General features: G+C 38.2%; 23 protein-coding genes. 9 read left to right on the forward strand and 14 right to left on the reverse strand.

Features of this window, described 5'->3' with window-relative positions; genetic code table 11:
* Positions 1 to 23: 23 nt before the first annotated feature.
* Positions 24 to 320: a hypothetical protein gene (locus tag EHQ31_RS13995; RefSeq protein ID WP_135571185.1), complete on the forward strand. Its 297-nt coding sequence runs from the start codon at positions 24 to 26 to the stop codon at positions 318 to 320.
* Between the two features lie 106 nt (positions 321 to 426).
* Here EHQ31_RS13995 and EHQ31_RS14000 read toward each other — a convergent pair whose 3' ends face one another.
* Complete coding sequence (locus EHQ31_RS14000; RefSeq protein ID WP_135571187.1) at positions 427 to 2,427, reverse strand: helicase; 2,001 nt, start codon at positions 2,425 to 2,427, stop codon at positions 427 to 429.
* 115 nt (positions 2,428 to 2,542) lie between these two features.
* Here EHQ31_RS14000 and EHQ31_RS14005 point away from each other — a divergent pair, with 115 nt between their 5' ends.
* The 4 genes from EHQ31_RS14005 to EHQ31_RS14020 are packed head-to-tail and all read left to right on the forward strand — an operon-like array spanning position 2,543 to position 7,181.
* Positions 2,543 to 3,841, forward strand: coding sequence for an ABC1 kinase family protein (locus tag EHQ31_RS14005; protein ID WP_135571189.1), 1,299 nt, complete (start codon positions 2,543 to 2,545; stop codon positions 3,839 to 3,841).
* A 10-nt stretch (positions 3,842 to 3,851) separates the two neighbouring features.
* Complete coding sequence (locus tag EHQ31_RS14010) at positions 3,852 to 4,091, forward strand: FeoA family protein (protein WP_135571191.1); 240 nt, start codon at positions 3,852 to 3,854, stop codon at positions 4,089 to 4,091.
* Complete coding sequence (gene feoB, locus EHQ31_RS14015) at positions 4,088 to 6,157, forward strand: ferrous iron transport protein B (RefSeq protein ID WP_135571193.1); 2,070 nt, start codon at positions 4,088 to 4,090, stop codon at positions 6,155 to 6,157. Before EHQ31_RS14010 ends, feoB begins: the two co-directional genes overlap by 4 nt.
* A 31-nt stretch (positions 6,158 to 6,188) precedes the next feature.
* Positions 6,189 to 7,181: an N-acetylneuraminate synthase family protein gene (locus EHQ31_RS14020; protein ID WP_135571195.1), complete on the forward strand. Its 993-nt coding sequence runs from the start codon at positions 6,189 to 6,191 to the stop codon at positions 7,179 to 7,181.
* A 13-nt stretch (positions 7,182 to 7,194) separates the two neighbouring features.
* On the opposite strand, the gene EHQ31_RS14025 is transcribed toward EHQ31_RS14020, so the two are convergent.
* The 9 genes from EHQ31_RS14025 to EHQ31_RS14065 form a co-directional block, all read right to left on the reverse strand.
* Positions 7,195 to 8,427 (reverse strand): vitamin K epoxide reductase/DsbA family protein, encoded by a 1,233-nt coding sequence (locus EHQ31_RS14025; RefSeq protein ID WP_135571198.1) that lies wholly within the window; start codon positions 8,425 to 8,427, stop codon positions 7,195 to 7,197.
* Complete coding sequence (hisA, locus tag EHQ31_RS14030; protein ID WP_135571200.1) at positions 8,427 to 9,173, reverse strand: 1-(5-phosphoribosyl)-5-[(5-phosphoribosylamino)methylideneamino]imidazole-4-carboxamide isomerase; 747 nt, start codon at positions 9,171 to 9,173, stop codon at positions 8,427 to 8,429. The genes EHQ31_RS14025 and hisA overlap by 1 nt, the downstream gene beginning before the upstream one ends.
* Position 9,174: 1 nt before the next feature.
* Complete coding sequence (gene hisH / locus EHQ31_RS14035; RefSeq protein WP_135571202.1) at positions 9,175 to 9,801, reverse strand: imidazole glycerol phosphate synthase subunit HisH; 627 nt, start codon at positions 9,799 to 9,801, stop codon at positions 9,175 to 9,177.
* Entirely contained in the window at positions 9,798 to 10,379 is a 582-nt protein-coding gene (gene hisB / locus EHQ31_RS14040; protein WP_135571204.1) for an imidazoleglycerol-phosphate dehydratase HisB, read from the reverse strand. The genes hisH and hisB overlap by 4 nt, the downstream gene beginning before the upstream one ends.
* 263 nt (positions 10,380 to 10,642) lie before the next feature.
* On the reverse strand, positions 10,643 to 11,110 hold the full coding sequence (locus EHQ31_RS14045; RefSeq protein WP_135571206.1) for an LIC11177 family protein: 468 nt from the start codon (positions 11,108 to 11,110) through the stop codon (positions 10,643 to 10,645).
* Positions 11,111 to 11,159: 49 nt separating this feature from the next.
* On the reverse strand, positions 11,160 to 12,107 hold the full coding sequence (locus EHQ31_RS14050) for a rhomboid family intramembrane serine protease (RefSeq protein ID WP_135571208.1): 948 nt from the start codon (positions 12,105 to 12,107) through the stop codon (positions 11,160 to 11,162).
* Positions 12,108 to 12,290: 183 nt separating this feature from the next.
* On the reverse strand, positions 12,291 to 12,989 hold the full coding sequence (locus EHQ31_RS14055) for a Crp/Fnr family transcriptional regulator (protein WP_135571210.1): 699 nt from the start codon (positions 12,987 to 12,989) through the stop codon (positions 12,291 to 12,293).
* Between the two features lie 65 nt (positions 12,990 to 13,054).
* Positions 13,055 to 13,873, reverse strand: a complete 819-nt coding sequence (locus EHQ31_RS14060; RefSeq protein ID WP_135571212.1) for an enoyl-CoA hydratase/isomerase family protein — start codon at positions 13,871 to 13,873, stop codon at positions 13,055 to 13,057.
* Positions 13,857 to 14,384, reverse strand: a complete 528-nt coding sequence (locus EHQ31_RS14065) for a hypothetical protein (RefSeq protein WP_135571214.1) — start codon at positions 14,382 to 14,384, stop codon at positions 13,857 to 13,859. The genes EHQ31_RS14060 and EHQ31_RS14065 overlap by 17 nt, the downstream gene beginning before the upstream one ends.
* A 92-nt stretch (positions 14,385 to 14,476) precedes the next feature.
* On the opposite strand from EHQ31_RS14065, the gene EHQ31_RS14070 reads away from it, so the two are divergent.
* On the forward strand, positions 14,477 to 15,766 hold the full coding sequence (locus EHQ31_RS14070; RefSeq protein ID WP_135571216.1) for a PilZ domain-containing protein: 1,290 nt from the start codon (positions 14,477 to 14,479) through the stop codon (positions 15,764 to 15,766).
* On the opposite strand, the gene EHQ31_RS14075 is transcribed toward EHQ31_RS14070, so the two are convergent.
* The 4 genes from EHQ31_RS14075 to EHQ31_RS14090 all read right to left on the reverse strand — a co-directional run bounded on the left by EHQ31_RS14075 (position 15,767) and on the right by EHQ31_RS14090 (position 21,481).
* Complete coding sequence (locus EHQ31_RS14075) at positions 15,767 to 16,921, reverse strand: tetratricopeptide repeat protein (protein ID WP_135571218.1); 1,155 nt, start codon at positions 16,919 to 16,921, stop codon at positions 15,767 to 15,769. It lies immediately after the preceding gene.
* 86 nt (positions 16,922 to 17,007) lie between these two features.
* Positions 17,008 to 19,548 (reverse strand): penicillin acylase family protein, encoded by a 2,541-nt coding sequence (locus EHQ31_RS14080; RefSeq protein WP_135571220.1) that lies wholly within the window; start codon positions 19,546 to 19,548, stop codon positions 17,008 to 17,010.
* 3 nt (positions 19,549 to 19,551) lie between these two features.
* Positions 19,552 to 20,754 (reverse strand): hypothetical protein, encoded by a 1,203-nt coding sequence (locus EHQ31_RS14085; protein WP_135571222.1) that lies wholly within the window; start codon positions 20,752 to 20,754, stop codon positions 19,552 to 19,554.
* A 70-nt stretch (positions 20,755 to 20,824) separates the two neighbouring features.
* Positions 20,825 to 21,481: a lytic transglycosylase domain-containing protein gene (locus EHQ31_RS14090; protein ID WP_135571224.1), complete on the reverse strand. Its 657-nt coding sequence runs from the start codon at positions 21,479 to 21,481 to the stop codon at positions 20,825 to 20,827.
* 163 nt (positions 21,482 to 21,644) lie between these two features.
* Here EHQ31_RS14090 and EHQ31_RS14095 point away from each other — a divergent pair, with 163 nt between their 5' ends.
* From EHQ31_RS14095 to EHQ31_RS14105, 3 genes are all read left to right on the forward strand, one after another.
* Positions 21,645 to 24,026, forward strand: a complete 2,382-nt coding sequence (locus EHQ31_RS14095; protein WP_135571226.1) for a HAMP domain-containing sensor histidine kinase — start codon at positions 21,645 to 21,647, stop codon at positions 24,024 to 24,026.
* A 146-nt stretch (positions 24,027 to 24,172) separates the two neighbouring features.
* Complete coding sequence (locus EHQ31_RS14100) at positions 24,173 to 24,979, forward strand: hypothetical protein (protein WP_135571228.1); 807 nt, start codon at positions 24,173 to 24,175, stop codon at positions 24,977 to 24,979.
* A 41-nt stretch (positions 24,980 to 25,020) separates the two neighbouring features.
* Positions 25,021 to 25,827 (forward strand): hypothetical protein, encoded by an 807-nt coding sequence (locus EHQ31_RS14105; protein ID WP_135571230.1) that lies wholly within the window; start codon positions 25,021 to 25,023, stop codon positions 25,825 to 25,827.
* Positions 25,828 to 25,885: the final 58 nt, after the last annotated feature.

A 25,885-nucleotide genomic window follows, 5' to 3' on the forward strand; every position in this document is an offset into this window, starting at 1 on the left:
AAGGATAGAAAGGCTATTCGAATATGGAATGGGAAAAAATACTTCGCGATGCGGTGAAAGAAAATTCAATTAAGGAATTGTATCTCAGAAAGGTACCTTCTTTAAAGACCTGCGAAGATTGGAATAAGGTCGTAGAAGTGGGAACAGTGGACCACAAAACGAAGTATGCGTATTATAAGGGTGGACTTGTTAAATATGGAGAAAGGTTGTTCTTTGTGACACAAGAACGTTTGGACGCAGTTTCTCCCTTTCGTAAATGGGATTTTAAAAACAAAATCAAAGTAACTGACCCAGAACTTGCTGCTGGCGAAAAAAAATAAATTCCTACACTGGTAATTGATTTCCTACACGAATCAATTGCTGTACATAAAAAAAAGACCAACTTTAGTTGGTCTTTTTTTATTATAAACAGAAAAGTTTCTTAAACTAACGATTCAGTCGAATGATCATGTTTAATTTTTCTGCAATGGCAATGACTTCCATCACCTTCGATTTCTCGATGATGATTCCTGTCGGACTCACTTCTTCTAAAACAAATTTTTTGCCTTTGATCTGACCCAAAAGAAGTTCCATCACCTGAGAGTCTTTGGTTCTCAGGAGAACTGAATCTTCTGTAATAGTAACGATAGGAAGGTTATTACCCCAATCATCCAATAAGAAGAGTAAGTTCTGAGCAAGTTCCGCCTTCGATGATTCTCTTAAAAAATGAATGAAAGTTTCTTTATCATAACCAAGCAAAATTCCCAATTGGAAACTATCTTTGGTAAGTAAAAAAGTATAAACCCTATCGTAATCTTTTAACTCACAGAAAGCTTTTAATAAATGAATTCCATGTAAAGAAACTCGATCAGGGAAAGCAATGATCGAGAAGTCAGGGTTGATGGTAATTCCACCTTTTTCTGTTACCGTAACCAGAGGTTCATGGTTGAAATAGTGGGCTCCAAGCTCGGAAAGGCTAAGGTTTCTTTGCGGATATTCTACTTCAATAAGACCAAAGAGTTGTAAGTAAAAAATAGCAGAAATGATTTCTTTACGTAAGTCTGCTAAATCCTCTTCATAAGTTTTGATCTGAAATGTTGGTGAAAAAACCAAATGGTCACGAATGATATGAGAAAAAATCACTGAAGAGTTGATTTTTCCATGTGCCATTATGAGTTTTACTGTTTTGTCTAAAATACCTTTTTCGTAAAACGGGACTTCGGTGGCAGTAAACACTTCTGCTGGATTGAGACGACGTGTTCTTGCCTCATTCACTTCATGAATCACAAGCTTCATGATTTCAAAGATGTCTTTCTTTAAAAATTCATCAGTTTCTTGAATGAGAATTACGTTTTCACCTTTGATATCTACATATCCTAAAAGTTTTAAGATAGGAAGGATCAGTTCAATTTGATACACCTGGCTTTTTTCAGGAAAAATTTCTATATCAGGAGATAAAAGTTCGGTTTCCGTTCTTTTGTGATCTGCTTGTTTGATTTTCCCAGATTTTGCAAGGTTCAAACCTTTACGCGAAATATAGGAAATGAGTTTTTTTACGTTTAAGAAAAAGTCGAGACCATTGGCAGAAATTTTTTCCTGACGAACTCGGGTTCCTTTTTTTACAGGAGGTAAAATAGGAGAAAACTGCAAAAAATCCAAAATTTCTTTTGGAATCACAATCACTCGAATGAATTTGTCTTCAACGTAATATAAATCACGAACTAAATAAAGAGATGTAAGGTGAGGGATGGTTTGTTCAAACCTACCACGATTTACCGTGATATAATTACGAATGGTATTTGCTTCAATGACACCACCATGAATGTAAATTTGGTGAAGGACATCTTTATCAAAATCAGAAAGGCCATCGATTAACTTTTGAAGGAACTCTTGTTCGAGAGCATTCTTTAAAAATGTTTCAATGTGTTCGCCTTTTTTGGCACCTACAGCTTCTTTCCATTCTTCTGGAAGTTCCGCTAGTGTTGCTTTGTGTAAAGCTTTCTCAATCGAGAATTTAAACTTTTCACCTTTAGGATTTGTTTCTACTTTGATGAGTTTTAAGTATTCATCATACGTATGGTATTTATCTAAATTGTTAGTGAGACGTTCGCGGTTCTTTCTTTGGTATAGAAGGTAGTACTTTCTGAGTACGTTCAGTTCCATCTCCACGTTAATGGGAGGAATGTTGACCTTTCTCGAAATTTCTCCGAGTGTCATGACCCCTTTGTTCTTTAATATGGAGGTCAGAATATTGACTTGGAGGGGAGTGAACTTTTCCAGAATCCCTTTTAGGTAAAATTCGTTCTGGAAAATCTCCATGAGGCCCAAAATAGTCGATTTTTTGTCCTTTCCTGGGATCTTTTGGATGTTCCAAAGGCTTGCGATTTTTTTGATCTCGTTGAGATCGAGTTTCTCTAACTCTTGGTACAGGACAGTTTCTTGGCTCATGGTTGCGATTTGATAAGTTTTTGATTGAGACCTATTCCTGCAACTCTATTTCACTTACAGGATCGAAGGGGATTTTCTCGTTTCCAATCCCGATTTAGGTCTCAAACTAGGACGTATGGATTCTCTTTCTGAAATCGTTTCTTTCGGCTGGCAATCGAGCCTACGAGTCGCCCATTCCAGTTTTGTGTTCACTTCTAGGGCGATTGGGATTCTGGCCCATCTTACCAAAGGAAACCCCAACCATAGAGAAATAGCCATTACCCTCCGAGAAGCATTCTCTGACCTGGGAGCCACCTATATCAAACTGGGGCAATTCATCGCAAGTGCCCCTTCCTTGTTTCCCAAAGAGTATGTTGAGGAAATGCAGGCTTGTTTGGATTCAGTGCGGCCTGTAGCATTTCGGGACATCCGATCCTCCGTCGAACGAGAATTGGGTGGTAAACTCGAAACTTTGTTCCATAGTTTTGATGAAACCCCTCTGGCTTCTGCTTCCATTGCGCAAGTCCATGCTGCTGTCACAAAGGAAGGTTTGGATGTAGTTGTAAAAGTCCAAAGACCTGACGTTCACCTAACGTTAAAAACTGATATGCAGATTTTGAGAATCCTTACAAAGATATTAGAAATCATTGCTCCTGAATTTAAAAAATCAGGACTTACCGCTATGTTTGAAGAATTTCAAACTTCGATCTTACAAGAAATAGATTTTATACAAGAAGCAAAAAATATTGAAGAGTTTGAAGATTACCTTTTGCGTGTGAAAGAATCAAGAGCAAGAGTTCCAAGAGTATACCATACACTTTCCTCAAAGAAAGTTTTGACTATGGAAAGATTTTATGGAGTTCCTATCACCGATGAAGTCGGCCTTCGTAAGTTCACAAACAATCCGAGAAAAATTTTAAGTGATGCTTTAGAAATTTGGTTTTCTTCTCTATCCAACCAAGGTTTTTTTCATGCCGATGTACATGCAGGAAATCTTATGATTTTAAAAGATGGAACCATTGGATTTATCGATTTTGGAATTGTAGGAAGAATTTCTCCTAAAATTTGGAAAGGACTTATGTTGTTTACCCAAGGAATTGGCATCGGCGAACCTACGTTAGTGGCAAAAGGGTTAGTAGAAATGGATTCTACTGATAGTGGAGTGAATCCTACTGTACTTGCAAAAGAATTAGATTCTGTTTTTAATGAATTAGAATCAGTCTATGTTCATTTGACCGATAATGAGATATTTGACGAATCCAGGGTGAATCGAATTATGTACGAGATGAAGGAAATCGCCGAAAAAAATGGATTAAAAATTCCGAGAGAATTTGCCCTTCTCATGAAACAAATGTTATATTTTGATAGGTATGTAAAGTCGATTGCACCAGAAATCAATTTATTTCGCGACACACAAAAATTTGCAATCTCATAAACCAAAGATAATGACAATACAAGATTTAAAAATCGGAGAAACAGCAGCGATTGTTTCCTTAGATTCAAGACATCTCCCAAGACCAATGTTAACCGAGTTATTAGAACTTGGCTTTTTCCCCGGTGCAGAAATCACACTCAAAGGAAAATCTTCAATACTGGGTAAAATGATTTGTGATCTTAACGGAACCACAATAGCTTTACGAATTCAAGATGGAAAAGCCATAGAGATTAAATTAAAACAAACATGAAAGAAAATCGAATTTATTTAGTTGGGAATCCTAATTGTGGGAAATCAACTTTATTCAACCAACTTACAGGCCTAAAACAAAAAACAGGAAACTTCAGCGGAGTTACCGTCGAAAAAAGAGAAGGAACTCTAAATTTAGATAACGTTGACTGGACTATCACCGACTTACCAGGCACATACGGTCTTGGAGGAGTTGCGGAAGATAAAAAAATTGCTTATGAAGTATTACTTTCAAGAAAACCAGAAGAACAAGTAATTTATGTTTTAGATGCGTTGAATTTAGAACGTGGTCTTCAGTTTTTACTTCAAATTATTGATATGGGTGTTCCAACACTTGTAGTTTTAACTATGAAAGATGTGTTGGAGAAAAAAAGAATTCAATTGGATTTAGAAAATTTAAAAAAATCCATTGGACTCCAATTTGTTTTGGTTAATGCAAAATCTGGTGAGGGGATTGAAAACTTAAAAGAGATTCTAAAAAATCCAAATAGTTTTCAGAAACGCCCTCGATTATGGACTTGGGGATCAAAAGAAGAAATTTTTTTGTCTACCGCAAAACAAAAGCTAGGCATCAATACAAATGAAGCAGAATTCTTTTTATCACAATCGCTCAAGTTTATCAATAAGGACCCTCACTTAAGTGACAAACGTTATTTCACAAAGTTTCCAGAAGAAACTCAAAACTGGTTACAATCAACTGTAGAAGGAAAAGGTTTTCATTTTTACTACGAAGAAGAAATGATCCATCGCTCCTTTTTTATTAAAAAAGTTTTGGCAAGTGTTATCACCTACCCAAAATCCATTCCCGGCAGTTGGGAAGAAAAATTAGATCGAGTTTTATTACACCCAGTCCTTGGTTTTGTTTGTTTTTTCCTTTTGATGGGACTTCTATTTCAAAGTTTATTTAGTTTTGCCGAATTACCAATGGATTTAATTGAATCCGGGATCACAAACTTACAATCATTTGTTGATGGTTTCTTAGACGATGGACTTTTAAAATCTTTAATTTCAGAAGGGATTATTGGTGGTGTGGGAAGTGTTATCGTATTTATTCCTCAGATTGCACTTTTATTCCTATTCATAGGAATTTTAGAAGAATCTGGTTATTTAGCGCGTGCTAGTTTCTTAATGGACCGAGTGATGGGAAAATTTGGACTATCCGGAAAGTCTTTTATTCCTTTACTTTCTTCTGCCGCTTGTGCCGTTCCGGCGATCCTTGGAACAAGAACCATAGAAAACAAATCAGACCGTTTTACAACAATTATGGTATCCCCACTTATTATGTGTTCTGCTAGATATCCTGTATACATTTTAATTGTGGGAACTGTTTTTAGTTTTCCACCTGTTTTGGGAATATTTAATATCCAAGGGTTTGTTCTTTTCTCTATGTTTTCTCTTGGTATGATTGTTAGTTTCGGGTTTGCCCTTCTCTTCCGCAAAACTGTTTTTAAAGAAGATGCTTCCTATTTTGTAATGGAACTTCCCAGATACAATCTTCCTTCTTTAAAAAGTTTATTTCATACAGTTTATGCAAAGGTAAAATCGTTTTTATCAACCGCAGGGCAGATCATTTTGTACATATCTGTTTTGCTTTGGTTTCTAAGTCACTTCCCCGCAGATTACAAAAACAACGAATGGAAAACAAGTCCCATTGAAACATCATATATAGGTACCATTGGTAAGGGAATGGAACCTGCGATCCAACCGCTTGGTTTCGATTGGAAAATTGGAATCTCCATTTTAACATCTTTTGCCGCAAGAGAAGTGATGGTTTCCACCTTAGCAGTGCTATATGGATCAGAGGAAAACGAGGAAGGAGAATCCCTACGATCTACACTTCGCACCGAAACAAGGGCTGATGGAAGCCTCGTTTGGACACCACTCTCTGGATTATCACTCCTTGTATTTTTTGCCTTTGCCAGTCAATGTATGTCCACACTCGCTGTAACCAAAAAAGAAACCGGAACCATTTTTTGGCCGATTGTGCAGTTTTTGTATATGACAACACTTGCCATTTGTTCTTCCTTTCTCATTTTCCAATTAGGAAAAATTTTAGGATTTTCTTAATTTGCCGACAATGATCTAAAGAAGGGAACAATTGGATTTTAAAATTGGATCAAAAACTCTTACAAGAAAATCAGAACCGTATTTAGTTGCTGAAATTGGACTAAACCATAATTCTGATTTAGAAATTGGCAAACGAACTATTGCCAAAGCAAAAGAATCTGGAGCGCATGCGGTCAAATTCCAAACCTATAGGACAGAAGAGTTCATTGATTCGACAAACCCTGACGTAAAATTTCTTTTTGATATTTTCAAACAATATGAATTGAACGAATCACATCATAAGGAATTTCAAAAAACTTCCTTAGACCTAGGACTTGATTTTTTTTCTACACCACTTTGTGAATCCGCAGTTGATTTGTTATGTGGATTAAATGTACCTGTATTAAAAATCGCTTCTGGCGATATAGTTAATTTGCCTTTATTAAAAAAATCAATCCAATCCGGGAAACCTTTGATTGTTTCCACTGGTGCTGCATTGCCAGAAGAAGTGACAAGAGCCATTTCTCTTTTTCAAACTAACCAAACAGAAGTTTGTCTACTCCATTGTGTTTCTATGTACCCCACACCATTAAATAAGGTAAACCTTAGATCCATTCCTTATTATTTGGATACCACTGATTATGTTGTTGGTTTTAGTGACCATTCGGATGGAACATTGGCATCTTCTTTGGCTTGTGGTTTGGGTGCCGTGGTTTTTGAAAAACACTTTACTTTGGATCGAAATTTAGAAGGCCCCGATCATGGAATTTCGATGGACCCAATGATGTTTTCTAAATTGGCAAGTGACCTAAAACAAAGTTTTGAAATGGGCGGTGTTTATGGAAAGAATACACACACGGAAGAAACAGGTGGTTGGTTCTATGGAAGAAGGTCATTGTATAAAAAAGGGAATTCAGTTCTGAGCCTCAGGCCAGCCTTACATACAAAAGATCAAAATGTTTTAAATTCCTGGGAGTTAGACCGAGTGGGAGATCCTTCTCTATTACAAGAAGGACCGATTCGTTTGGCACCTAAGTCTAAATAGGTGCCAAATTAAATTACATTTTTTGAATGATTTGTTCGAGAAGTGATTTTAGAAAAGCTGGATTGGGTGTTCCACTTTCGATTTTTCTATCATTCACATAAAGAGAAGGAGTCGATTGGATATTTAACTTCTCGGCTTCATCAATCTCCGCATTCAATTGATTTTGTGCTTCTTTAGAAGCCATACATGCTTTCAATGAATTGACATTGAGGCCAATAGAATTAGCTAAATTGACAACACTAGATCCTGAGTGAGCAACACCCTTTTCCAAGTTATCATATAAACCACGATACATCGGCTCAAACTTTCCTTGTTTATCTGCACAAATGGCTGCAATGGCTGCAACACAAGAGGTTGCCCCTGGCCTTGGTTGTTGCATAAGACGGTTACAAGTTCCGTCTAGTGGAAAGTTTTTATAAACTACACGAACCATTCCATCATATTCGGAAAGAACCGTATGTAAGATATGACTTGTGTGCATACAATGCCCACAATTATAATCTGCATATTTTACAATAGTGATCGGTGCATCTTTTTTACCAATAAAAGGATAACCTTCCACTTTGATTCCGAGTGTTGGCTCTTGGAAATAAGCCGCAATTTTTGATTGGATTTCTGCCGAATCCATTCCTCTTGAAGTGGCTAGCGTATTGGAATTAGACCCACTCACCCACATTTTGCTTGTGGCAAACCCAAGAGAAAAACTGAAAAAATATACCAGAGCTGCCGTTGTTATTCCATCTTTGATGGCAACAGGGAAATTCAAGGTTGGTTTACCTTCAGTTTTCCAAAGTAAAAACAAAATCCCTAGGAGAGCAATGGTAACGATGTAAGTGATGAAACAAAGTTGGCAAATGGTTCCGATAATACCTACAGAAATCCCAAAAAGTACAAAATCAAAAATCAGTCCTAAAACCAGAATAGGAAACAAAAGAGAAATAAAATTAGAAACTTCTTCATTCGTTTTAGCTCTAGTTACCAAAAAGAAAGAATATGTAATTAGTCCGTAGAAACCAAATCCAAGTAAGGCGATCGGAACATTTCCTAAAAAAGGAACTCCAGGAATCGCCGAATAAGAACTCTCTGCAACTTTTAAGCAGGAGTCACCACCGCCTAACGCAGAACAGGCAGAACTAGCAACATTTTCAGTTCCAATTCCAAAATATTCAATTGCCAATAGGAAAGAGACGATGAGTCCTATGGCTCCACCAATCACCCCTGCTAATGCTAAATTCTTACGATTCATCAATTTTCATTCCTCTTCTTACTTAGAATCCTGATACTTTCTTTTAGGTCTAATTTTCCTTCATAAATGGCTTTTCCCGTGATGGCACCAAAAAGTTTCCCTTGGGAAACCTCATATAAATTCACCAAATCATCGATAGAGGATACTCCTCCCGAAGCCACAAGTTGCAAATCAGGAAATTGTGATAACAACTCTAAATACACCGCAGTATTAGGTCCTGCCATCATTCCATCTTTCGAAATATCAGTAAAAATCACATGCCTGATTCCCATAACATACATTTTTTTTAAAAAATCTGTGTATTTGATACCAGAGTTAGTTTCCCAACCTTTCGTGCGAACCAATCCATCTTTGGCATCCACACCAATCACAATACGGTTTGGGCCGTAGGTTTTTAAACCTAACTCTACCACTGACGGATCTTCCACGGCCACAGTTCCTAAAATAAACCTAGAAACTCCAAGCCCATCATAAAATTTCATATTCTCCAAAGAACGGATTCCACCGCCTAGCTCTAATTCTACGGAGCAGTTAGCTTTGATTTTACGGATGGCTTTCTCGTTTTCTGATTTCCCGGTTTTCGCAGCGTTTAAATCCACAATATGGATGAGAGTGGCACCTTGTTCTTCAAAAACTTGGATCATTTTTTCTGGTTCAGAAGAATAAACTGTTTTTTTAGAATAATCCCCTTGGAGTAAACGGACAGCTTCGTTATCTAAAAGATCAATAGCAGGTAATACTAACATATTAAAGTTCTATAAAATTTTTCAGGATTCCAAGACCTGTTTTATCTGATTTTTCAGGATGAAACTGAGTTCCAAATATAGCTTCTTTTTCTACTACAGCAGGAAAGGATTCTCCATAATAATGGCAGTTAGCTGTGATGTCCAACCTGTCTACACCAACAGGTCTATAGGAATGGATAAAATACATAAAGGATTCGTTCGGAATCCCTTTCAGCAATTTTGTATTTTTTGCTTTGATATCGAATAGTTTGTTCCAACCCATATGGGGAACTTTTAAGTTTTGTTTGCCTTCAAACTTTCTAATTTTACCACGAATAAGCCCTAAACCAGGAATGGTGGTTCCTACTTTCGACGTTTCATCTGAATCTTCAAATAACACTTGATAGCCGATACAAATCCCAAACAAAGGTTTGTTGGCCGCAACATGATCTTTTAATACAGATGAAAATCCAGCTTCTTCTAAGTTCTGCATCGCTTTATCAAAATGTCCATCACCAGGCAGAATAATTTTATCTGCTTTTTTTACTGTTTCTATATCACTTGTGAATTTAAAATCATTTGTATAAAGGGAAACTGCTTTTAGTAGGGAATGGATATTCCCCATTCCAAAATCTAAAACTGCAATCACTCCAACATTCCTTTTGTAGAAGGGATTTGATCCTTTGCCAGTGTATCAATAGCAAGCGCTTGCCGTAGAGCCTTACCAAGGCCTTTAAATATAGATTCATGGATGTGGTGGCGATTTTCACCGTAGTGAACGACCACATGCAAATTCATTTTCGCATTGAGGGCAAATTTTTGAAGAAACTCAAGGGTAAGTTCTGCATCATAAATTCCAAATTTTCCGTCCATAGGAGGCCCGGTGTATTTAAAATAAAAACGTCCACCTAAATCCACGGCTACGGTGGTTAGAACTTCGTCCATTGGCAAAGTGAAATGACCATAACGAAAAATTCCCTTTTTGTCACCTAGCTGAGTGTGGATCATTTGGCCCATGAGGATGGCGGTGTCTTCCACCGAGTGGTGGCAATCGATACCAATATCCCCACGGAGTTTTAGATCCATATCGATGAGTCCATGTTTGGAGATATGAGAGAGCATATGCTCAAAAAAAGGGATTTCTGTATCAAACTGATAGACCCCTGTGCCTCGGACATTGAGGTCGAGTCGGATGTCTGTCTCGGATGTCTTTCTTGATTCCACCATATTCCTAGCATGTTTGTTAGAAAACCCAGGTGTCAAGAGAGAATGTGAGGGAACTTTAAGACGCGAGGCTAAAGACCCCTGCCAAATCATACCCTACGAAAACCCAGAAAAAATAAACTAAGGCAATTACCGTAAAAATAAGAATGCGTTTCCAATATTCTTGCAAAGAAGTCCCTCTAAAGAGAGAAACAACTGTAACCAAAATCCTTTTCAGTTTTTTTAGGGAAATCCCAATTTTTTAAAGCCCGTAGGCGCTTTTTCTCTTATTTACCGAATCGTTGGTTGAACATACGCACGAGTTCCGAGATGGAATCTTCCACATATTTAAAATGTTTTGGTTTCATCGGATCCAAAGGCATCATATCATGAATTTTTTTATAACGGTCAAAGGACTCTCGAATGTATTCTAGGTACTTTTGGCTTGTGATTCCATAACGTTTGAAGATAGATTCATTCTCAAGGAACATTCTCTTAAAATCATCTGCATATGTTCCGTCGTTCAAAAAATAGAAACGGAGGTCCGTTTTAGCCTGTGAAAAAACTATATCGATATTCGTAATGAATTTGGAAGTTTTGACCGTATCTGTTGTTTCTTGGCTCTGCGAAGACAATTTCGCTGCCGCTTGTTCGATCGCTTTTTGTTCGGAACTACGTTTTTCTTTTTCGAATTCTTTTGCTAATTTTTCGCGTTTGAGAACCTCTTCTACAGAGGATTTCTTTTCTACAGGCATGTTTTCATTATCCCCATCTCAAGAGACTGTCAAGAAATTAGACGAAAAATTATTCTTTTGCCTTACGAAGTGCACAATTTGCTAACCATTCACAACGTAAGCAGATCGGATCCTCGGTGTTATACGTAGATGGAGGACAAATATTGGCGTTTGCCACTTGGATTCCTTGTAAATAATTTATTACCGAATCCTTATCTTTCTTAGAATCAATCTGTTTCAATACAGATTCGTTGATTTTTTTTTGGTCTTGGAAAAGATCCTCAACAACAGCCGGTTTGGCCTTCTGTTGGATTTTAGTCTCTCGTGGAGCTTCCCATTCTAGTCCTGGAATGTAAGGCAAACTACCCGGTTTGATTTGTTTTTGGAAAATTTTATAGAGGATGAGCGCAGTAAGTGCACCACCCAAATGACAGGTATTGGAGATGGCTGCATTTCCCAGTTGGGAAATTAAATATCCAATCACAAGGGATACCCAAACTGCATTTTTAGCTTTAACTGGAAAAATAAATAATAGGAGTTCGGCATTAGGATAAAAAATACCAAATAAAGCGAGCAATCCAAAAAGAGCCCCAGAGGCACCAATGGTTTGTGTGGTCATGGATTCCAAAAATGGAATATTACCACCTAACATTGTATTCAAATAAGCAGAAAGAACCACAAAAATTCCCGCACCAATTTGTGAGGCAAAATACAAAATGGTAAATTTTGTTTTTCCAATGATGGGAATGATGTTGGAACCCAACATATACATCCCATACATATTCACCAGTAAGTGAAAAGGAATTAGATCTACAGCATGTAAAAAACCATAAGTAAAAACTTGCCAAACTGCTCCACCTAACACAAAATCAGGTGTTAATCCAAATCGATAGATTAACTGTTGGTTTGCAAAGTATTGCAGAAAAAAAATAAGACAATTGATGATGAGAATTACATTCAGGGGATGAAGGATGGGATTCCCAAATAAACTAGGACTCTGGCCTCGATTTCTAGACATGTAACCTCCAGATTTTAGATGGCTTGGAAAGAAACAAGGGAAATAAAAAAAGGGGGAATCCTTTCGGAAAGTCCCCCCGGGAGTGATTTTAAGGTAAAATCAGGCAACAGACCTTACCTTGATTATCAATCATTTCTACCATCGGAATTCCGAGGTTCTGGCTTAATAGTTTATGAGAAAAAATTATGCGATTTTTGAAAGTGAATACAGAGCTGCTCTGTTCAGAATGTCGATCCGGTTTTTGTCAACAGAAATGAATTCTCTGGCCTTTAAATCAGAAAGTGCGCGAACTAAAGTTTCTGTTTTTGTTCCGATAAATGTGGCAAGGACATCACGAGTCACTTTGAGTTCCACTTGGTTCTTTCGGCCTTGGGCATTGTCTAAGACGATGAGTATTTCTGCTAATTTTTCGTGGACTTGTTTGGTTCCAAGAGAAACAACATGTTCCTCCATCTCCTGCCATTCCTTTGCCATTTGTTTAAAAACTTCCTTCTGGAAGTTGATGTCATCTTTCACAAGTGCATCGATAAGATCACCTGTGATGTAACACGCATGAGTATCTTCTACAGCAACAACGTTGTGGTGGGAAACAGAATCAGAAATACAATCTCGAAATCCAACCCAATCCCCAGGCCCACTGAGACGTAAGGTTTGTTCCTTACCACTAGCAAGTTGGACATAACTTCTCACAAGACCAGATTTGATGAAGAAAAAACCAAGAGCCTTTTCCCCTGAGGAAACAAGATGTTTGCCTCGAGGAAATACAGTGAAGTCTTTACCAGCATTGATTCTTTCTATAGTCTCATGCGCCGCACAGTGAAGGACATTGTGATTTTTATAATCACAAGCAAAACAATCAGGATTGAGTGGAAGATCCGCCATTCAGCTTCGATGTAACCTCTTAAAAAATCCTTGTCGAGCCATAATTTAGAAACCTTCTAAATTTTTTATTTGCCGGTAAACTTGGGATCCCGCTTTTCTAAGATACTTTTGATCGTCTCTTTAAAGTCGTCCGAAATAAAGTTCCGCGCTTGAGATTCTGCTTCTTTTTTTAAGGCCGAGTCTAAGTGTTTCCAGGAGTATAAATTCTTCTTTAACTCTTGTAAGGCGAGCGGTGCAGCCTTTGACAACGATAATGCTAACTCCATTGCGCGTGCATATACTTCTGTTTTGGGAACACTATCCAGCGCGAGGCCACAAGATTTGGCAAATTTACCATCAAAAGTTTCCCCGGTAAGTAATAACCTTCCCCCTAGACTTTTTCCAAGGAGTTCTGGAGATAGATAACTTGAACCCATACCAGGATGGATTCCAAGTCTTACAAAATTAAAAGAATACTTTCCTTCATCAGCAAAAATGCGCAAATCACATCCAAAGGTTAACGAAAGACCTGCTCCAATTGCATGTCCATTGACTGCTGCAATCACAGGTACTGGTAACTTACGAACTGATAAAAAGAAACCATAGAATTTCCTCATATCACGTCTGTTTTGCGAGAATGATTTTTCAGAAAACGATCGTAATAAATTTAAATCGCCACCTGCACAGAAAACATCATTTCGACCGGAAATGATTACTGCCCGAGGTAGGACTTTTTCTTTTTTAATGGAATGGATAAGGTCGGCAAATTCTTCCCCCATTTTCCATGTCATGGAATTGCGGGAACTAGGATTGTTTAGGAAGATGGAAACAATCTTTCCATCTTCTGTTTCACGGGATTCAACTTCTAGGAATTCATACTCTTTGGATTCAAATCGCGATTTCATCTATCTGAAAGGATTCGTACCAGGCTTTATCTTGTAAAGATAAAGGTTTCTTTCCAATCTCCATATTTTCAAAGTAGTTGAGTAAAATTTCTAGGTGTTGGGACTCTAAATTCTCTTTAGGAAGTGCAGAATCGATTCCTTTACTTACCAAAACTTCCGCCCTTATTTTATCTTTATAATGGTCTGGTTTTCCGCTAAAGATCAAATGGGCGGAGATAAGGTCAAAACGAATGGTATCGACAATTCGTCGCAGAGAATCTTCTGACTCTAAAAAATAACGCGACGCCACTTCGGTTTGGAAATAATCACCCCAAGTAATGAGATCAGGCAAAGATCCTGTCCGTTCCAAAATTTTCTTTTGGCTTTCCTCATCTGTATACAAACAACCGGCAAATCTTTCTACAAGTGAATGTAATTCGGTTAGGATGGCTAATTTCTCCGGACTGAGAAGCCCTTGGCGGATCATTGGTAAAAGTTCAGGATTGACTTGTTTTGGGAGAGTTAGTTCCATATACTTCCCATTTCGGCGAATTCTGTCGTTTCCTTGCATATTTTCCTCGTTAGAAAATCGATTTTGACCCTTAGAAAATCGATAATTTTAGTATGGCAATTGGCAGAACCGATTCGATGCAAGAACTCATAACGATTCTAGAATCGTTATTTGAAGAAACCATCATAGGATCCGATGTCAATATCGTTAAACATCTCTTTTATTACCTAAAGGCCGATAATAGAGAATTTGAATTTATATATGAAGAAGAAATAATTGTAGCTGCCGTAGAAGAAATTGAAGCCCACACAGTCACTTTAATGATTCCCGATCTGGTGGAACAAGGTTCCAGGCGGGCACGAGTTCGTTTTGAGGTGATGAACATCAATTACCAATTTGAGGTAGTGATCCTAGATATCCAAAAAGACAAAACAGTGATCAAAACTCCTACGGAGTTACAGTCCTACCAACTCAGAACCAATAAACGGATTCCAGTAGATGATTTGTTTATGAATTTTATCATTCTATTTAGAAGTTTAACTGGTGGTTCGAGAGAAGTGGGTAAAAACCTATATGCCGAAAGTCGATTTCCTCACCTAATGAAAGAAGTCCGAAAAGACAGGCCCGATAGTAAACTCATCAATGTTATGTTAACTGAGGCAATCGAACGAATTTCCAAAGATTATGAAATTCATTTTTTTCAACCAGATGAAAAACTAAACGAATATGATGACTTCATTAAAAAAACCATTCTAAGAACTGGAAAAACAATTTATATTTCAGATTGTAATCGAATCACTTCTTATATCAATGATCCAGGCAATGATGTTCTTTTTAATTATTTTAATGAACATAAAGAAATGACGAAGGAGTTCGGAGAAGAATTCGCATTGGATTTTTTTGAATCTATGCGTAAACATGAGTCTCGCAATTTTTACGTTTCCTATGTAATTACACCGATTCGATTGTATGAAGATGTTGTCGGATTTATCAAAGTACATTCCACAGCGATGGAACGATTTACCATCTCCAACAACCAAGCCGTATATATTTTTGAACTAGCTGAAATCATAAGTTATGTATTCACAAAAATTGCTATTCAACATGGCAGTTACGAGACCATGCAGTCCACGACAAAAGTTGTGGATATTTCTCTTGATGGACTTCTATTTGAAATATATGACAAACGCCTGTTTCAATATTTGAAACGCCACAATATCATCAAAATGTTTATACCTCTAAACAAGGAACGAACCATGATCATTCGTGGTGAAATCATTCGATTTTTAGATAAGGGAGATCATTATCACCTTGGGGTAAACTATTTCAGTTCGGCCCCAGATGATATGTTGCATTTGGAAACGTATTTATTCGAAAAGAGTATGAAAATTCTATCAGAGTGATCATGGCTGTTTTTCAGCTAGTCTAATTGCATTCAAAAGATCTTCTGACAAAGTGGTTTCACCAGTATAGTAAAGACGTAACAACTTTCCGTGTTCAATTAATTTATTACGATAATCCGTTTCTTTGACTGAACCACGAGTTTCCTTCCATTTTATATTATAGAATTCGCAAGCTAGTTTATGAAGGTAATAATCTGATTTTCTAATTGAGTAGGCTTTCTGCAAATATTCTTCTGACCTATCAGACCACTCCTCTCTTTTTTTACGGCCGTCTACCCCAACATCAGCCATATTTGAATATAAAAGATTTAAAAAAGAAGTTTCAAAACTATACAACCAAACTTCATAATTTTTTGGATAAAGATTTCGTGCTTCTTTAGCGACCAAAGGCATTAGGTCTAATTGTTTTTTATTTTCTTTTCCTTCTACTTTAAAATAAAAAGTTAAAAATCGCAAATAATCTACTAGGAATAAAAGTTTCTCTTGGGGATTCGAAAACCGCTCTCTATTTTTCCAAGCCATTGAATATTCAAATGCTGTTGATACATATCCCTCCCCATCTTTCCAATGAGCTTTTCCCAGCGCATAATGGGAATCAGGTGATCCTGGATCCAGAGAAACTGAATGTTTATACATTCGTAAGGCTTCGTCCATTTGCCCTTTGGCAAAATAATGGTCACCTTTCTTTTTAGCCATAAAAGCTTCATCGTATTTTGTAGTATCAAGTAATCTAGCGGCTGTGACTGGCCTGTCTTCAATAAGGCGCAAATACCCTTCCCCACGAACTTGCCATCCAAAAAAAGTAGTTTGGTAAACAGATTTAACAGTGATCATTCCCACAATGTTTCCATCACGAAATGTTTTGTGGTCTTGGTTCTTTTCTATTAAATACAAGGTTTGGCCCACCCGAATTCCTTTTGGGTCCCCTACCTTGATTGTCACAGTATCTGGTCTTGTGTCCACTTCCAATTCCTGTGAAAGTGTATCCACTTCATAGTAACTGGCCTTTTCAATTCCCACAACCTCCCCCACAACAATCATTCTAAGTGGATCGAGGGAAGCTTGGCTTCGAAATGCAAAGGCCAACCGATCGGATGATGATTGGGCCAAAGTTGCCGTAACCAAAAAAATAAAAAGGAAAAAGGAACGAAACATCTGGTTTAAAGATCGGCCAGAAATGAATCTTAGGTTGTAGAAAAACTGAATCCCCCACAGGCCTTGTGGGGAATTTTTATTAGAATTTACTGAGGTCGGAATTCCAATCGGAACTTTCCTGGACCCACTTGTTCTTTCGAATACAAGATTTTCCTATGGACTCCGTTAATATAATCATCTACTAAGTTCCCATAAAAGGGGCTGGCAAGATTTCCGCTATTTCCAATCGGTAGTTGGGTCACTGACTCTTCAAAACGACCATAGTCAATGACTCGTCTCTTGGAAGGACCTGCGGTAGCCGTCCAATCTTCTTTCATCAGTTTGTATTTTAAATTGTTAACCACTTCGGCACCACCGGCAGAAGGAAGAGGTCCAATATCAAAAATACCACCTATCACAGGCAATACGCCAAGCGGATGAGGATGTTTGATTTTATATAAGTTTTTCCAAGTCCAAAGACTGGGAGATGCTGATAAATGGGATTCTAAATACTTACCTGTCTCCTCAATCGACCTTTTGAGGATATCCGCTCTTGTTTCAATGACCCCTTCCGTACGTAAATCATCCCAATAAGGAGAACTTGGATTCCTTACAAAACGGCGATACGCGTTCCAATATTCAGCCATATCACCATATAACTCAAAATTGGCGGGACCCATCTCATCGATTAACAATTCACGAAGAGTGATATAAAAAAACACATCGTAAACGGCTGCACCTTGTGATTCAGGAAAATGTTCAAAATTCCATTTTTTTAGAATTCCTAAAACTTTTTTTCCGTTGGGAGTTTTTGCATCTGCAACCGACGATAAAACAAGTTCCAAATACTCTGGTGCAAAGGAAGAAACCGTATCATTCTGGATTGCTGCCAGGTCTTCCAAACTCCACTTCTCTTTTGTTTCCAAAATTCCAACTAACCTTTGAAAACGGTCAGGAGGTTGCCAGTTCCCTTCTGGTTTTCCAAGTCCTGGAAGAGACTTATTTGTCACTTGGTTATTTGCAGTAACAATGATTCCATTTTTTGGATTGATGATCTTTGGATTGTCTTTTACCGGAACATAACCAATGACATCGTTTTCACCCGTAGAACCTTCTAAAATTTTACGCGAATTCCCTGATTTTAAAATAGGGAATCTTCCTACTGCGTAATAAGCAATGTTTCCATTTTTATCCGCATAACTAAAATTAAGCCCAGGCGCCCCAATCATCGAAGAAGCAGAATCAAGTTCGGCAAATGATTTTGATTTTCCCATTTGAAAAAGAACTTCAAGGAGTGGATTTGGTAAGTGGTGGTGAGCCCAATACAAACTCACTGGCCTACCCTTAAATCCTTTTATATGTTCTGTAATGAGTGGACCGTGGTTTGTAATCCCTACTTCAAAAGGAATTTCGGTGCCATCTTTTTTACGAATGGGATCTCGATAATATGTTAAATCTTTCCAAGTATTTCCGGATTTGAATTTCCCACCCTCGATGGTTTCCAAATACAAATTTACATCATCCTGTTCTAACATGGTAAGTCCCCATGCCTTATCTCTATTATGTGCAATCAATGGGAAAGGAATGATAGATAAGAAGTATCCATAATTTTCATATCCTGGGAATTCAATGTATGCTTCATACCAAGCTCCAGGATTGGAGAGAGCGATATGTGGGTCATTGGCAAGAACTGCTCCACCACTTTCGGAACGGTTAGGTGCCACAAGCCAGGAATTACTACCTTCCAAAGGTTCAATGGGAAGTTGTAATTGGTTCACAAAAGCAACTAGTTGTTTTAAATTAAGAACCTCATTTTCTTTGGTGTTGATTTTGTTCTCAGATTTAAGTTTAGAACTTTGAATTGCGATTCGGTTTAAATCGAATTTCTCTGTTTGTTTAACATTATTTTTTTGGGAATTTCCGGCATCAGCTAACCTTTGTACACCTGGCTGTGTTTCCAAAATGGTAGCATTAGTTTCAAAATCATAACGAGGGAAAAGTTCATTTGCAGACCTACCCTTTAGTTCTGACTCCATAATGGTGTACAAACTGTCCGATTTGATCCCTTCCGCAAAAGAAAATCCCATATAAAATAAAAAGGAAATGGCATCCACCCGATCAAAAGGTTTCGGTTTGATCCCAAGAATCGTATATTCAATTGGTAAATTATCTTCAGAAAGAAAATGGTTCACTCCCTCCAAAAACCAGTCCAATTGGTTCCATGCTTCAGGATAAATATGTTCTTTTTGGCTTACATACTCTTCCGCTGTTTTTTTCAAAAGTAGTGATTTCAAAAACTGATCGGTTGGAATGAGTTTATCACCAAAAATTTCAGTGAGTTCTCCTTTCCCAATCCGCCTTTGTAATTCCATCTGAAAAATACGATCCTGTGCCATCGTATAACCTAACGCAAAATAAGCGGACTTTGCGTCTCCACCCACAATATGCGGGATCCCTGCTTCATCGCGGGTCACAGTGACAGTAGAAGTTAGTTTATTTGAAATAATTTCTCCGCTGTAACGTGGAGCTTTCAAAGATACCAGTCCCCAAAACAAAAGATGTAATGTGACTGGAAGAGTGAGAATGAAAAGTAGAAAGAGACTTAAAAATGGTCTCTTCCTGGTAAATTTAATAGTTTTTTCTAACATAGTTTATAGTAATGATTTGATTTGCCGAATACGATTTTGTTTGTCTGCCGAATCCCAAGCTGCATTGGAAAAGGATTCCACTTTATAATATTTTGTTTTATATTCATCCTTATAAGGAACAACAAGTTCACGGTCTGGTTCTGTTGTTTTTGCGGCTTGGATTTTTCTAAGTCCTTCTGCCCCTTGGTTAAACCATTCGGGATCAATCGGTAAATTCACCCGATGCCCACGAAAAGAAGTCGCCAAATAAGGACCATCTAAGTCTTTATCACGAAGTATCTTTCCAAAAAAAGTAAATTCTACTTCATTGGAACCAGAAACTAAATCACCGTCATACACAGCATAGGCGATGTATTCCCCATTTTTTTCATCCTTTAAATTTGCCTCTAAATGGTATTTCCCTTTTTTATAAACATTTACCACTGCACGAACAATAAGAGACCCGTCTTGTAATGAGTCAGAAAATACCCCGTTAAATTCTGCCGGGATGGATGGACTAGAAAAGAAACTAGAAGTAAGTGTTGTTTTTAGATTCTCTGGGCCATAGGTAATTTCAGCAACAAGTGACATTTGTCCCCAATCAGCTTTTTGCGGTTTCCATGAGAAAGTAAAAATATTATCTCCCCTGGTTTGGTCTCCATCGGTTCCGCTATCATTGACAGAGGCACTGACAACTCCATACCTTTGTCCCTCCCATTCTTTAAAAACTTGGTGAGAATCAATGGATACCTTTACTCGGTTTCTTGCTTTGTCACGACATTCTAACGTTACATACATCATGTCTTTGTTACCAATGACTGCCCAAGTTTTCGGTTGGAATAAACATACATAACCGGTTGGTTCGTTCGTTTTTGGATCAATAGAATAATCAGGTGAAGTTTCAATGATGAATGGGAAAGCCAGATCATGATTGAGAATGGACATAGGTCTTGAAAAAGGAGGGTATTCAGCCCATTCTAAATACTTTTCTAAAATATATTCTGGAGTGGCACCATCGTCAGGAACCCCACTGGATCCATCCGATCCACTTCCTGAACCGTCATCACCTTGCGTTGGATCAGAGTTACTAGCCATCCTTTCTTGTCTGGCTTTCTCTCTAGCATCTTGATCCGATCCAACATTATCCTTAAATAAAAAGAAGATAAGGCCAATCACGACCAATATAACAACTGCTAGATACACACCGTATCTACGAATTAAATCCATACGCTCCCATCCTTTTGTTTTATAAAACGGATAAGAGCCTTGTCGGTTTTAAAACTATGTAAAGTAAAATTTAGATAGAAAGAAGACTCGCAACGGTTTCAGAAATCAGACTTTCTGTTGGAGTTGGCATCGATTTCCATTCTTCATAGTATCGGTACACTGATCGTGAATACTCTGGAATGCCTCCAAATCGTTTATAACCTCCAAGCCCTGCATTATAAGATAACAAAGCGGCATCCAAGGAATCAGTACGTTCCATTAAATAATTCAAATAAAGAACACCAATGTACAAATTAATTTCAGGATCATACAAATCCTTAGCAGAAGAAAAAGGAATTCCTTCTTTTTCAGCCAACCACTTGGCTGTTGCCGGCATTACTTGCATGAGGCCCAGCGCTCCTTTATGTGACTTTGCTCTTTTGTGGAACTGCGATTCGGTCTGCACAAGGCCTACCAAAAATCCCAATTTGTCATAACGTTCCATTTTGTTACCCACGGGAAACTTAAGGTTTAGCGCTGCATTTTCCATTGCAGAAACCAATTCTCGTCTTTCCTTAGAAGTAAGGTTTGGCCTATGTTTGGCAATGTAGACCTCCAATTTCCTTTTGGAAGACTCATTTCGAACAGAAAGACCTGCAGAACTGATCTTTCCATAGGATTCTGTTAAAAAAATAAGAAGGAGGAAGGTTGCTCCTAAAATTTGGGTGAGTGAGTTTCGTTTTCGCATGGGGTCCTCTTTTTCAGACTTTCATTTGTGCATCGCACAATAAGTCCATCATTTTCGAGCGCTCCCCGCTGGCAAGGGCAAAATTGTGCACCGCACTATGGTATTTCTCCTGGGAAAACGAAATGCTTGCCGAAAGCGAAATACCAGGGTTTTCTGGATTGGCTTGGCTCCCTTACTGAATCTATACAGCTTCTTTTATTTTGGGCTCTGTTTGGTGAGTGGGATTGCCTTTGTCTACTTTATGTCTCGAAAGGAGGATTTAACTCCCACTTTCCGAGGCCTTCTCATCCCTCTGTTTTGTCTTTTTTTCTGGTCGGTGGCTTGGTCGATTTGTAATTCTTTTGTCGCACCTTGGACCGCATATGTTTTCGTTTTTTTGAAAAATCCCGTCATTTTGATTTTGGGTGTCGCTTCCTCCCATTTGGCGTTTGGATTTCAGGAAAATAGTTTTCCACGTTGGAAACAATGGAGCCTTCATATCCACAGCACACTTGCCCTCCTTGCGATTCTTTCCAACGGAATCGGTTTTTTTTTCCGTGAAGTTCATTTTGATCCTAAAATGGAATTCTATGTTCCAGACCAACATTCTTCTTCTCCGATGGTCCAACTATCCATCCTTTCTATCGCAGGTACTATGTGTTTGGTTCTTGGAAATACAATCGCCGTGCTTTTCGCTAAATATTTAAAGTTTCAAGGATTACAAAAAAGAAACACAGGTGGATTTCTTTTAGCGATCTTAGGAATTCTTTCTTTGGCTTTTGCTGACATCCTTGTGGATCTAAATTATTTCAGTAAACCAACCTTTCTTTTTTTACTCACTAACCTAACAATCATTATCATGACGATTCTTGTTTTAGTTTCACTGAACCAAGAAACAATTCCTTCCACGGTTGGATTTAAAATCATGACTTTCAACTTAACCGTATTATATTTGATTCTCTCCATTGTTGCTAATTTTTTATTCAACAGGTTTCGTGTTGATTTCCAAAATGAAATGAGTCGAGAAAAACATAGCATTAAAACACAACTGGAACTTGGTTCAACTTATCCTTTTGTTTATCTTTCTGAACTTGTCATAGACTTACAGAATCAAAATTTCCGAATCAATAAAGCAAACCTTACAAAAGAAAATATAGTAGATATCCAAAGGATTCCTAATTCATTTGAATCATTCCATCTACATTCATTTTCTAATGACCCTAGTGGAATTTATTGGACTTCCGATTTTTATGCAAAAAACCACCACTTTTTAATAGCAATCCCCTATATTGAATACAGAAACATGGTTCACCAAACTGTTGTTTGGCTAATCATCACACTCTTGTTTTCCCTATTTACTATCTTTATGTTATATCCCGTACTACATAAAACAAGTATTGTTTACCCGTTAACCAGATTACTGGCAGGGATTAGAAAAATGCATTCGGGTGATTTGTTTGTTACAGTCAAAGTATCAAGCAGAGATGAGATTGGTGAGTTATCTAATAGTTTTAACGAAATGATTTCCATTGTTAGGGACGCAAGGCTTCAATTAGAACAAAAAATCAAAGAGCGCACAGAATCTTTAAACCAAACCATCTTAGAACTAAGAGAAACCCAAGAACAACTTTTACATGCAGAACGAATGTCCACTTTGGGTAAAATTGCAGCTAGTGTGGCACATGAAATCAATAACCCACTAGCAGCTATTAAAGGTAGCATTCAATTCATAAAAGATGGACAATCAAATGTATTTGGATCTGAAAAAACTGATATGGTTATTTTAGCAGAACAATTTTTGGAAGAGTTCAAAACCCAAAAGAGATCTGAAGTCACATCCAGGTTCAAAAGAAAAAAAGAACTCATTGCTTATTTTAAATCCAAAATGATTTCCGATCCTATCTCCTTGGCAGATACCTGTTTCGATTTTAAAATTGAAACCATTCCCGAGGAATACCAAAAGTTATTCGATACAGAAGAAGGAAGAAATACCTTCCAATCCAAACTCAATGAATTTGTCATTGGGTTTCATTTAGGGATTATTGAAACGGCAGTGGAACGAGCCTCAAAGATTGTTTTTGCACTCAAACACCATTCCTACGCCGGTCCCAGGGAATCTCAAAAACACCTTTCGCTCAAAGAAGGAATCGATTCCGTTCTTTCCATGTACTCGACCAGTTGGAAACAGAATATCGAGATTGATTGGAAAATCAGTGGAGATCCCGTCATCCTTGGTCATGCAGATGAACTTGTTCAAGTTTGGACTAATCTCATCTACAATGCCATCCAAGCTTGCCCCAAAGAAGGAGGCAAAATCCAAATTTTCCTTAAAGAGGAGGAAACAGAGGCACTTGTCACCATTGAAGACAATGGAAAAGGAATCTCTGAAGACATCCTTCCCCGAATCTTTGAGCCATTTTTTACCACGAAAGAACTAGGGATGGGGACGGGGCTTGGGCTTTCCATCGTCCAAAAAATAATCCAGAACCACAATGGAAACATCCAAGTGGAAAGCAGACCGGGTAAAACCCTCTTCACCATCCGCATTCCCCTAGCAAAATCCTAGGAACCTGTCCTAAAGATTGTCAGAGAAACCCTGACAATGGCAAATTTATGTTAAAATTTTGTCTAAATTTGTAAAAAAATTTCTTGTCAATCTTTTGCCAAACTTATAAAACAAGGAGAACATACCTTCAGAAACAGGAAAACAAAATGCGAACTCTACTAGCAACCATAACGGCAGTCCTTTTAGCAGGATCCCTTAGCGCTCAAACCTACACAGTCTTCATACATGGAAAATCAGACAAAAACCATAATGGTGTCGGAACTACCGACGTAAACAGCTACTGGGGTTCCTCTGTTAATTCGGTAGGTGGAACGAGAATTTTTATCGGTTACGATGGAACTAGTGACCCGAGATCTTACGGATCTTCTCGTGCACAGACCAATATCGCTACAGGACTCACAAACTATTGCAAAGGATCTAACTCATGTAAAATCGTTTGCCACTCCGCTGGTTGTTATGCGATCGAGTATTGGTTGTCAAACTTAGGTTCAACCGCATCAGCAAAAGGATTCAATCTCACAAAAGTAACGGCACTGGCAGCGGCTTCTGGTGGATCGGAACTTGCGAACGCTCTGAATGGAATTACTTTTGGGTTTGGTGGGAACGCAATGGACAAATCTCTCATTGTTACCACAGCTCGTGGTGCCTTCAATCACAACAACACTGCTGGTGTTGCCGTAAACCACGTTCCTGGTTACAAAGGTATGATAGGTGCATCCCTCATTCTTCCTGGAGAAGATGACTACGCTGTAGCTTACCACTCTTCTTGTGGATACAACAGAACTGGTGGATTAAATAAATGCCAATCTTCGCTCACTCAGTATGAAGGTCTTTGGCCATTTGGATCCAATAAAACATACAACCAATACAGTGGACACTACCGTGCTCCTTCTGTTTCTTCTACAGGGCTTTATCTCGACCACGGTCAAATCAAAACCGAAGGTTGGAGATAAGTTAATCGGTATCATTTAAAGAAAGGAAAAGGAAAAAAGAGATGCGTAGCTCAATCACAACAATACTTGCGATGCTGTTTGCAGGATCGCTCAGTGCACAAACTTACACTGTGTTCATTCACGGTAAGTCAGACAAAAACCACAACGGTGTGGGAACAACAGATGTAAACGGATACTGGGGATCTTCCACTAGCTCCGTATCTGGATCTAAAATTTTCATCGGTTACGATGGAACTTCTGATCCTAGAACTTACGGATCTTCTCGTGCACAAACAAACATTGCCACAGGACTTACAAACTATTGCAAAGGGTCTAACTCTTGTAAAATCGTTTGTCACTCTGCTGGATGTTATGCAATCGAGTATTGGTTGTCTAACCTTGGTTCTACGGCATCCTCCAAAGGATTCAACCTTACAAAAGTAACAGCACTTGCTGCGGCTTCTGGTGGATCGGAACTTGCTTCTGCACTCAACGGAATTACTTTCGGATTTGGTGGAAACGCGATGGACAAATCTCTTATCGTAGGAACTGCACGTGGTGCCTTTAATCACAACAACACTGCTGGTGTTGCGGTAAACCACGTTCCTGGTTACAAAGGGATGTTTGGTGCGTCTGCGATCCTCCCAGGTGAGGATGACTATGCGGTGGCATACCACTCTTCTTGCGGTTACAATAAAGCAGGTGGACTTAACAAATGCCAATCTTCTCTCACACAAAGTGAAGGAATCTGGCCTTTTAATTCCAACGTAACTTACACACAATACAGCGGACACTACCGTGCTCCTTCTGTAACTGCGACTGGACTTTACCTAGACCATAGCGAAATCAAATCAGAAGGATATCGGTAAATCGCCGAAACTCCCACTTTTTTCTGAATCAAGAGAAAAGGATAGGTCAGCCAAACGG

It is taken from the genome of Leptospira montravelensis (genome assembly GCF_004770045.1).
Classification (GTDB): Bacteria; Spirochaetota; Leptospiria; order Leptospirales; family Leptospiraceae; genus Leptospira_A; species Leptospira_A montravelensis.

Coding starts and splice junctions, on each gene's coding strand:
- EHQ31_RS14105 (WP_135571230.1), top strand. CDS start 25,021: ATGCGTAGCTCAATCACAACAATACTTGCGATGCTGTTTGCAGGATCG.
- EHQ31_RS14090 (WP_135571224.1), bottom strand. CDS start 21,481: ATGCGAAAACGAAACTCACTCACCCAAATTTTAGGAGCAACCTTCCTC.
- EHQ31_RS14005 (WP_135571189.1), top strand. CDS start 2,543: ATGGATTCTCTTTCTGAAATCGTTTCTTTCGGCTGGCAATCGAGCCTA.
- EHQ31_RS14080 (WP_135571220.1), bottom strand. CDS start 19,548: ATGTTAGAAAAAACTATTAAATTTACCAGGAAGAGACCATTTTTAAGT.
- EHQ31_RS14075 (WP_135571218.1), bottom strand. CDS start 16,921: ATGTTTCGTTCCTTTTTCCTTTTTATTTTTTTGGTTACGGCAACTTTG.
- hisB (WP_135571204.1), bottom strand. CDS start 10,379: ATGGTGGAATCAAGAAAGACATCCGAGACAGACATCCGACTCGACCTC.
- EHQ31_RS14010 (WP_135571191.1), top strand. CDS start 3,852: ATGACAATACAAGATTTAAAAATCGGAGAAACAGCAGCGATTGTTTCC.
- EHQ31_RS14070 (WP_135571216.1), top strand. CDS start 14,477: ATGGCAATTGGCAGAACCGATTCGATGCAAGAACTCATAACGATTCTA.
- EHQ31_RS14045 (WP_135571206.1), bottom strand. CDS start 11,110: ATGCCTGTAGAAAAGAAATCCTCTGTAGAAGAGGTTCTCAAACGCGAA.
- EHQ31_RS14065 (WP_135571214.1), bottom strand. CDS start 14,384: ATGGAACTAACTCTCCCAAAACAAGTCAATCCTGAACTTTTACCAATG.
- EHQ31_RS14055 (WP_135571210.1), bottom strand. CDS start 12,989: ATGGCGGATCTTCCACTCAATCCTGATTGTTTTGCTTGTGATTATAAA.
- EHQ31_RS14050 (WP_135571208.1), bottom strand. CDS start 12,107: ATGTCTAGAAATCGAGGCCAGAGTCCTAGTTTATTTGGGAATCCCATC.
- feoB (WP_135571193.1), top strand. CDS start 4,088: ATGAAAGAAAATCGAATTTATTTAGTTGGGAATCCTAATTGTGGGAAA.
- EHQ31_RS14085 (WP_135571222.1), bottom strand. CDS start 20,754: ATGGATTTAATTCGTAGATACGGTGTGTATCTAGCAGTTGTTATATTG.
- hisA (WP_135571200.1), bottom strand. CDS start 9,173: ATGTTAGTATTACCTGCTATTGATCTTTTAGATAACGAAGCTGTCCGT.
- EHQ31_RS14100 (WP_135571228.1), top strand. CDS start 24,173: ATGCGAACTCTACTAGCAACCATAACGGCAGTCCTTTTAGCAGGATCC.
- EHQ31_RS13995 (WP_135571185.1), top strand. CDS start 24: ATGGAATGGGAAAAAATACTTCGCGATGCGGTGAAAGAAAATTCAATT.
- EHQ31_RS14060 (WP_135571212.1), bottom strand. CDS start 13,873: ATGAAATCGCGATTTGAATCCAAAGAGTATGAATTCCTAGAAGTTGAA.
- EHQ31_RS14000 (WP_135571187.1), bottom strand. CDS start 2,427: ATGAGCCAAGAAACTGTCCTGTACCAAGAGTTAGAGAAACTCGATCTC.
- EHQ31_RS14025 (WP_135571198.1), bottom strand. CDS start 8,427: ATGAATCGTAAGAATTTAGCATTAGCAGGGGTGATTGGTGGAGCCATA.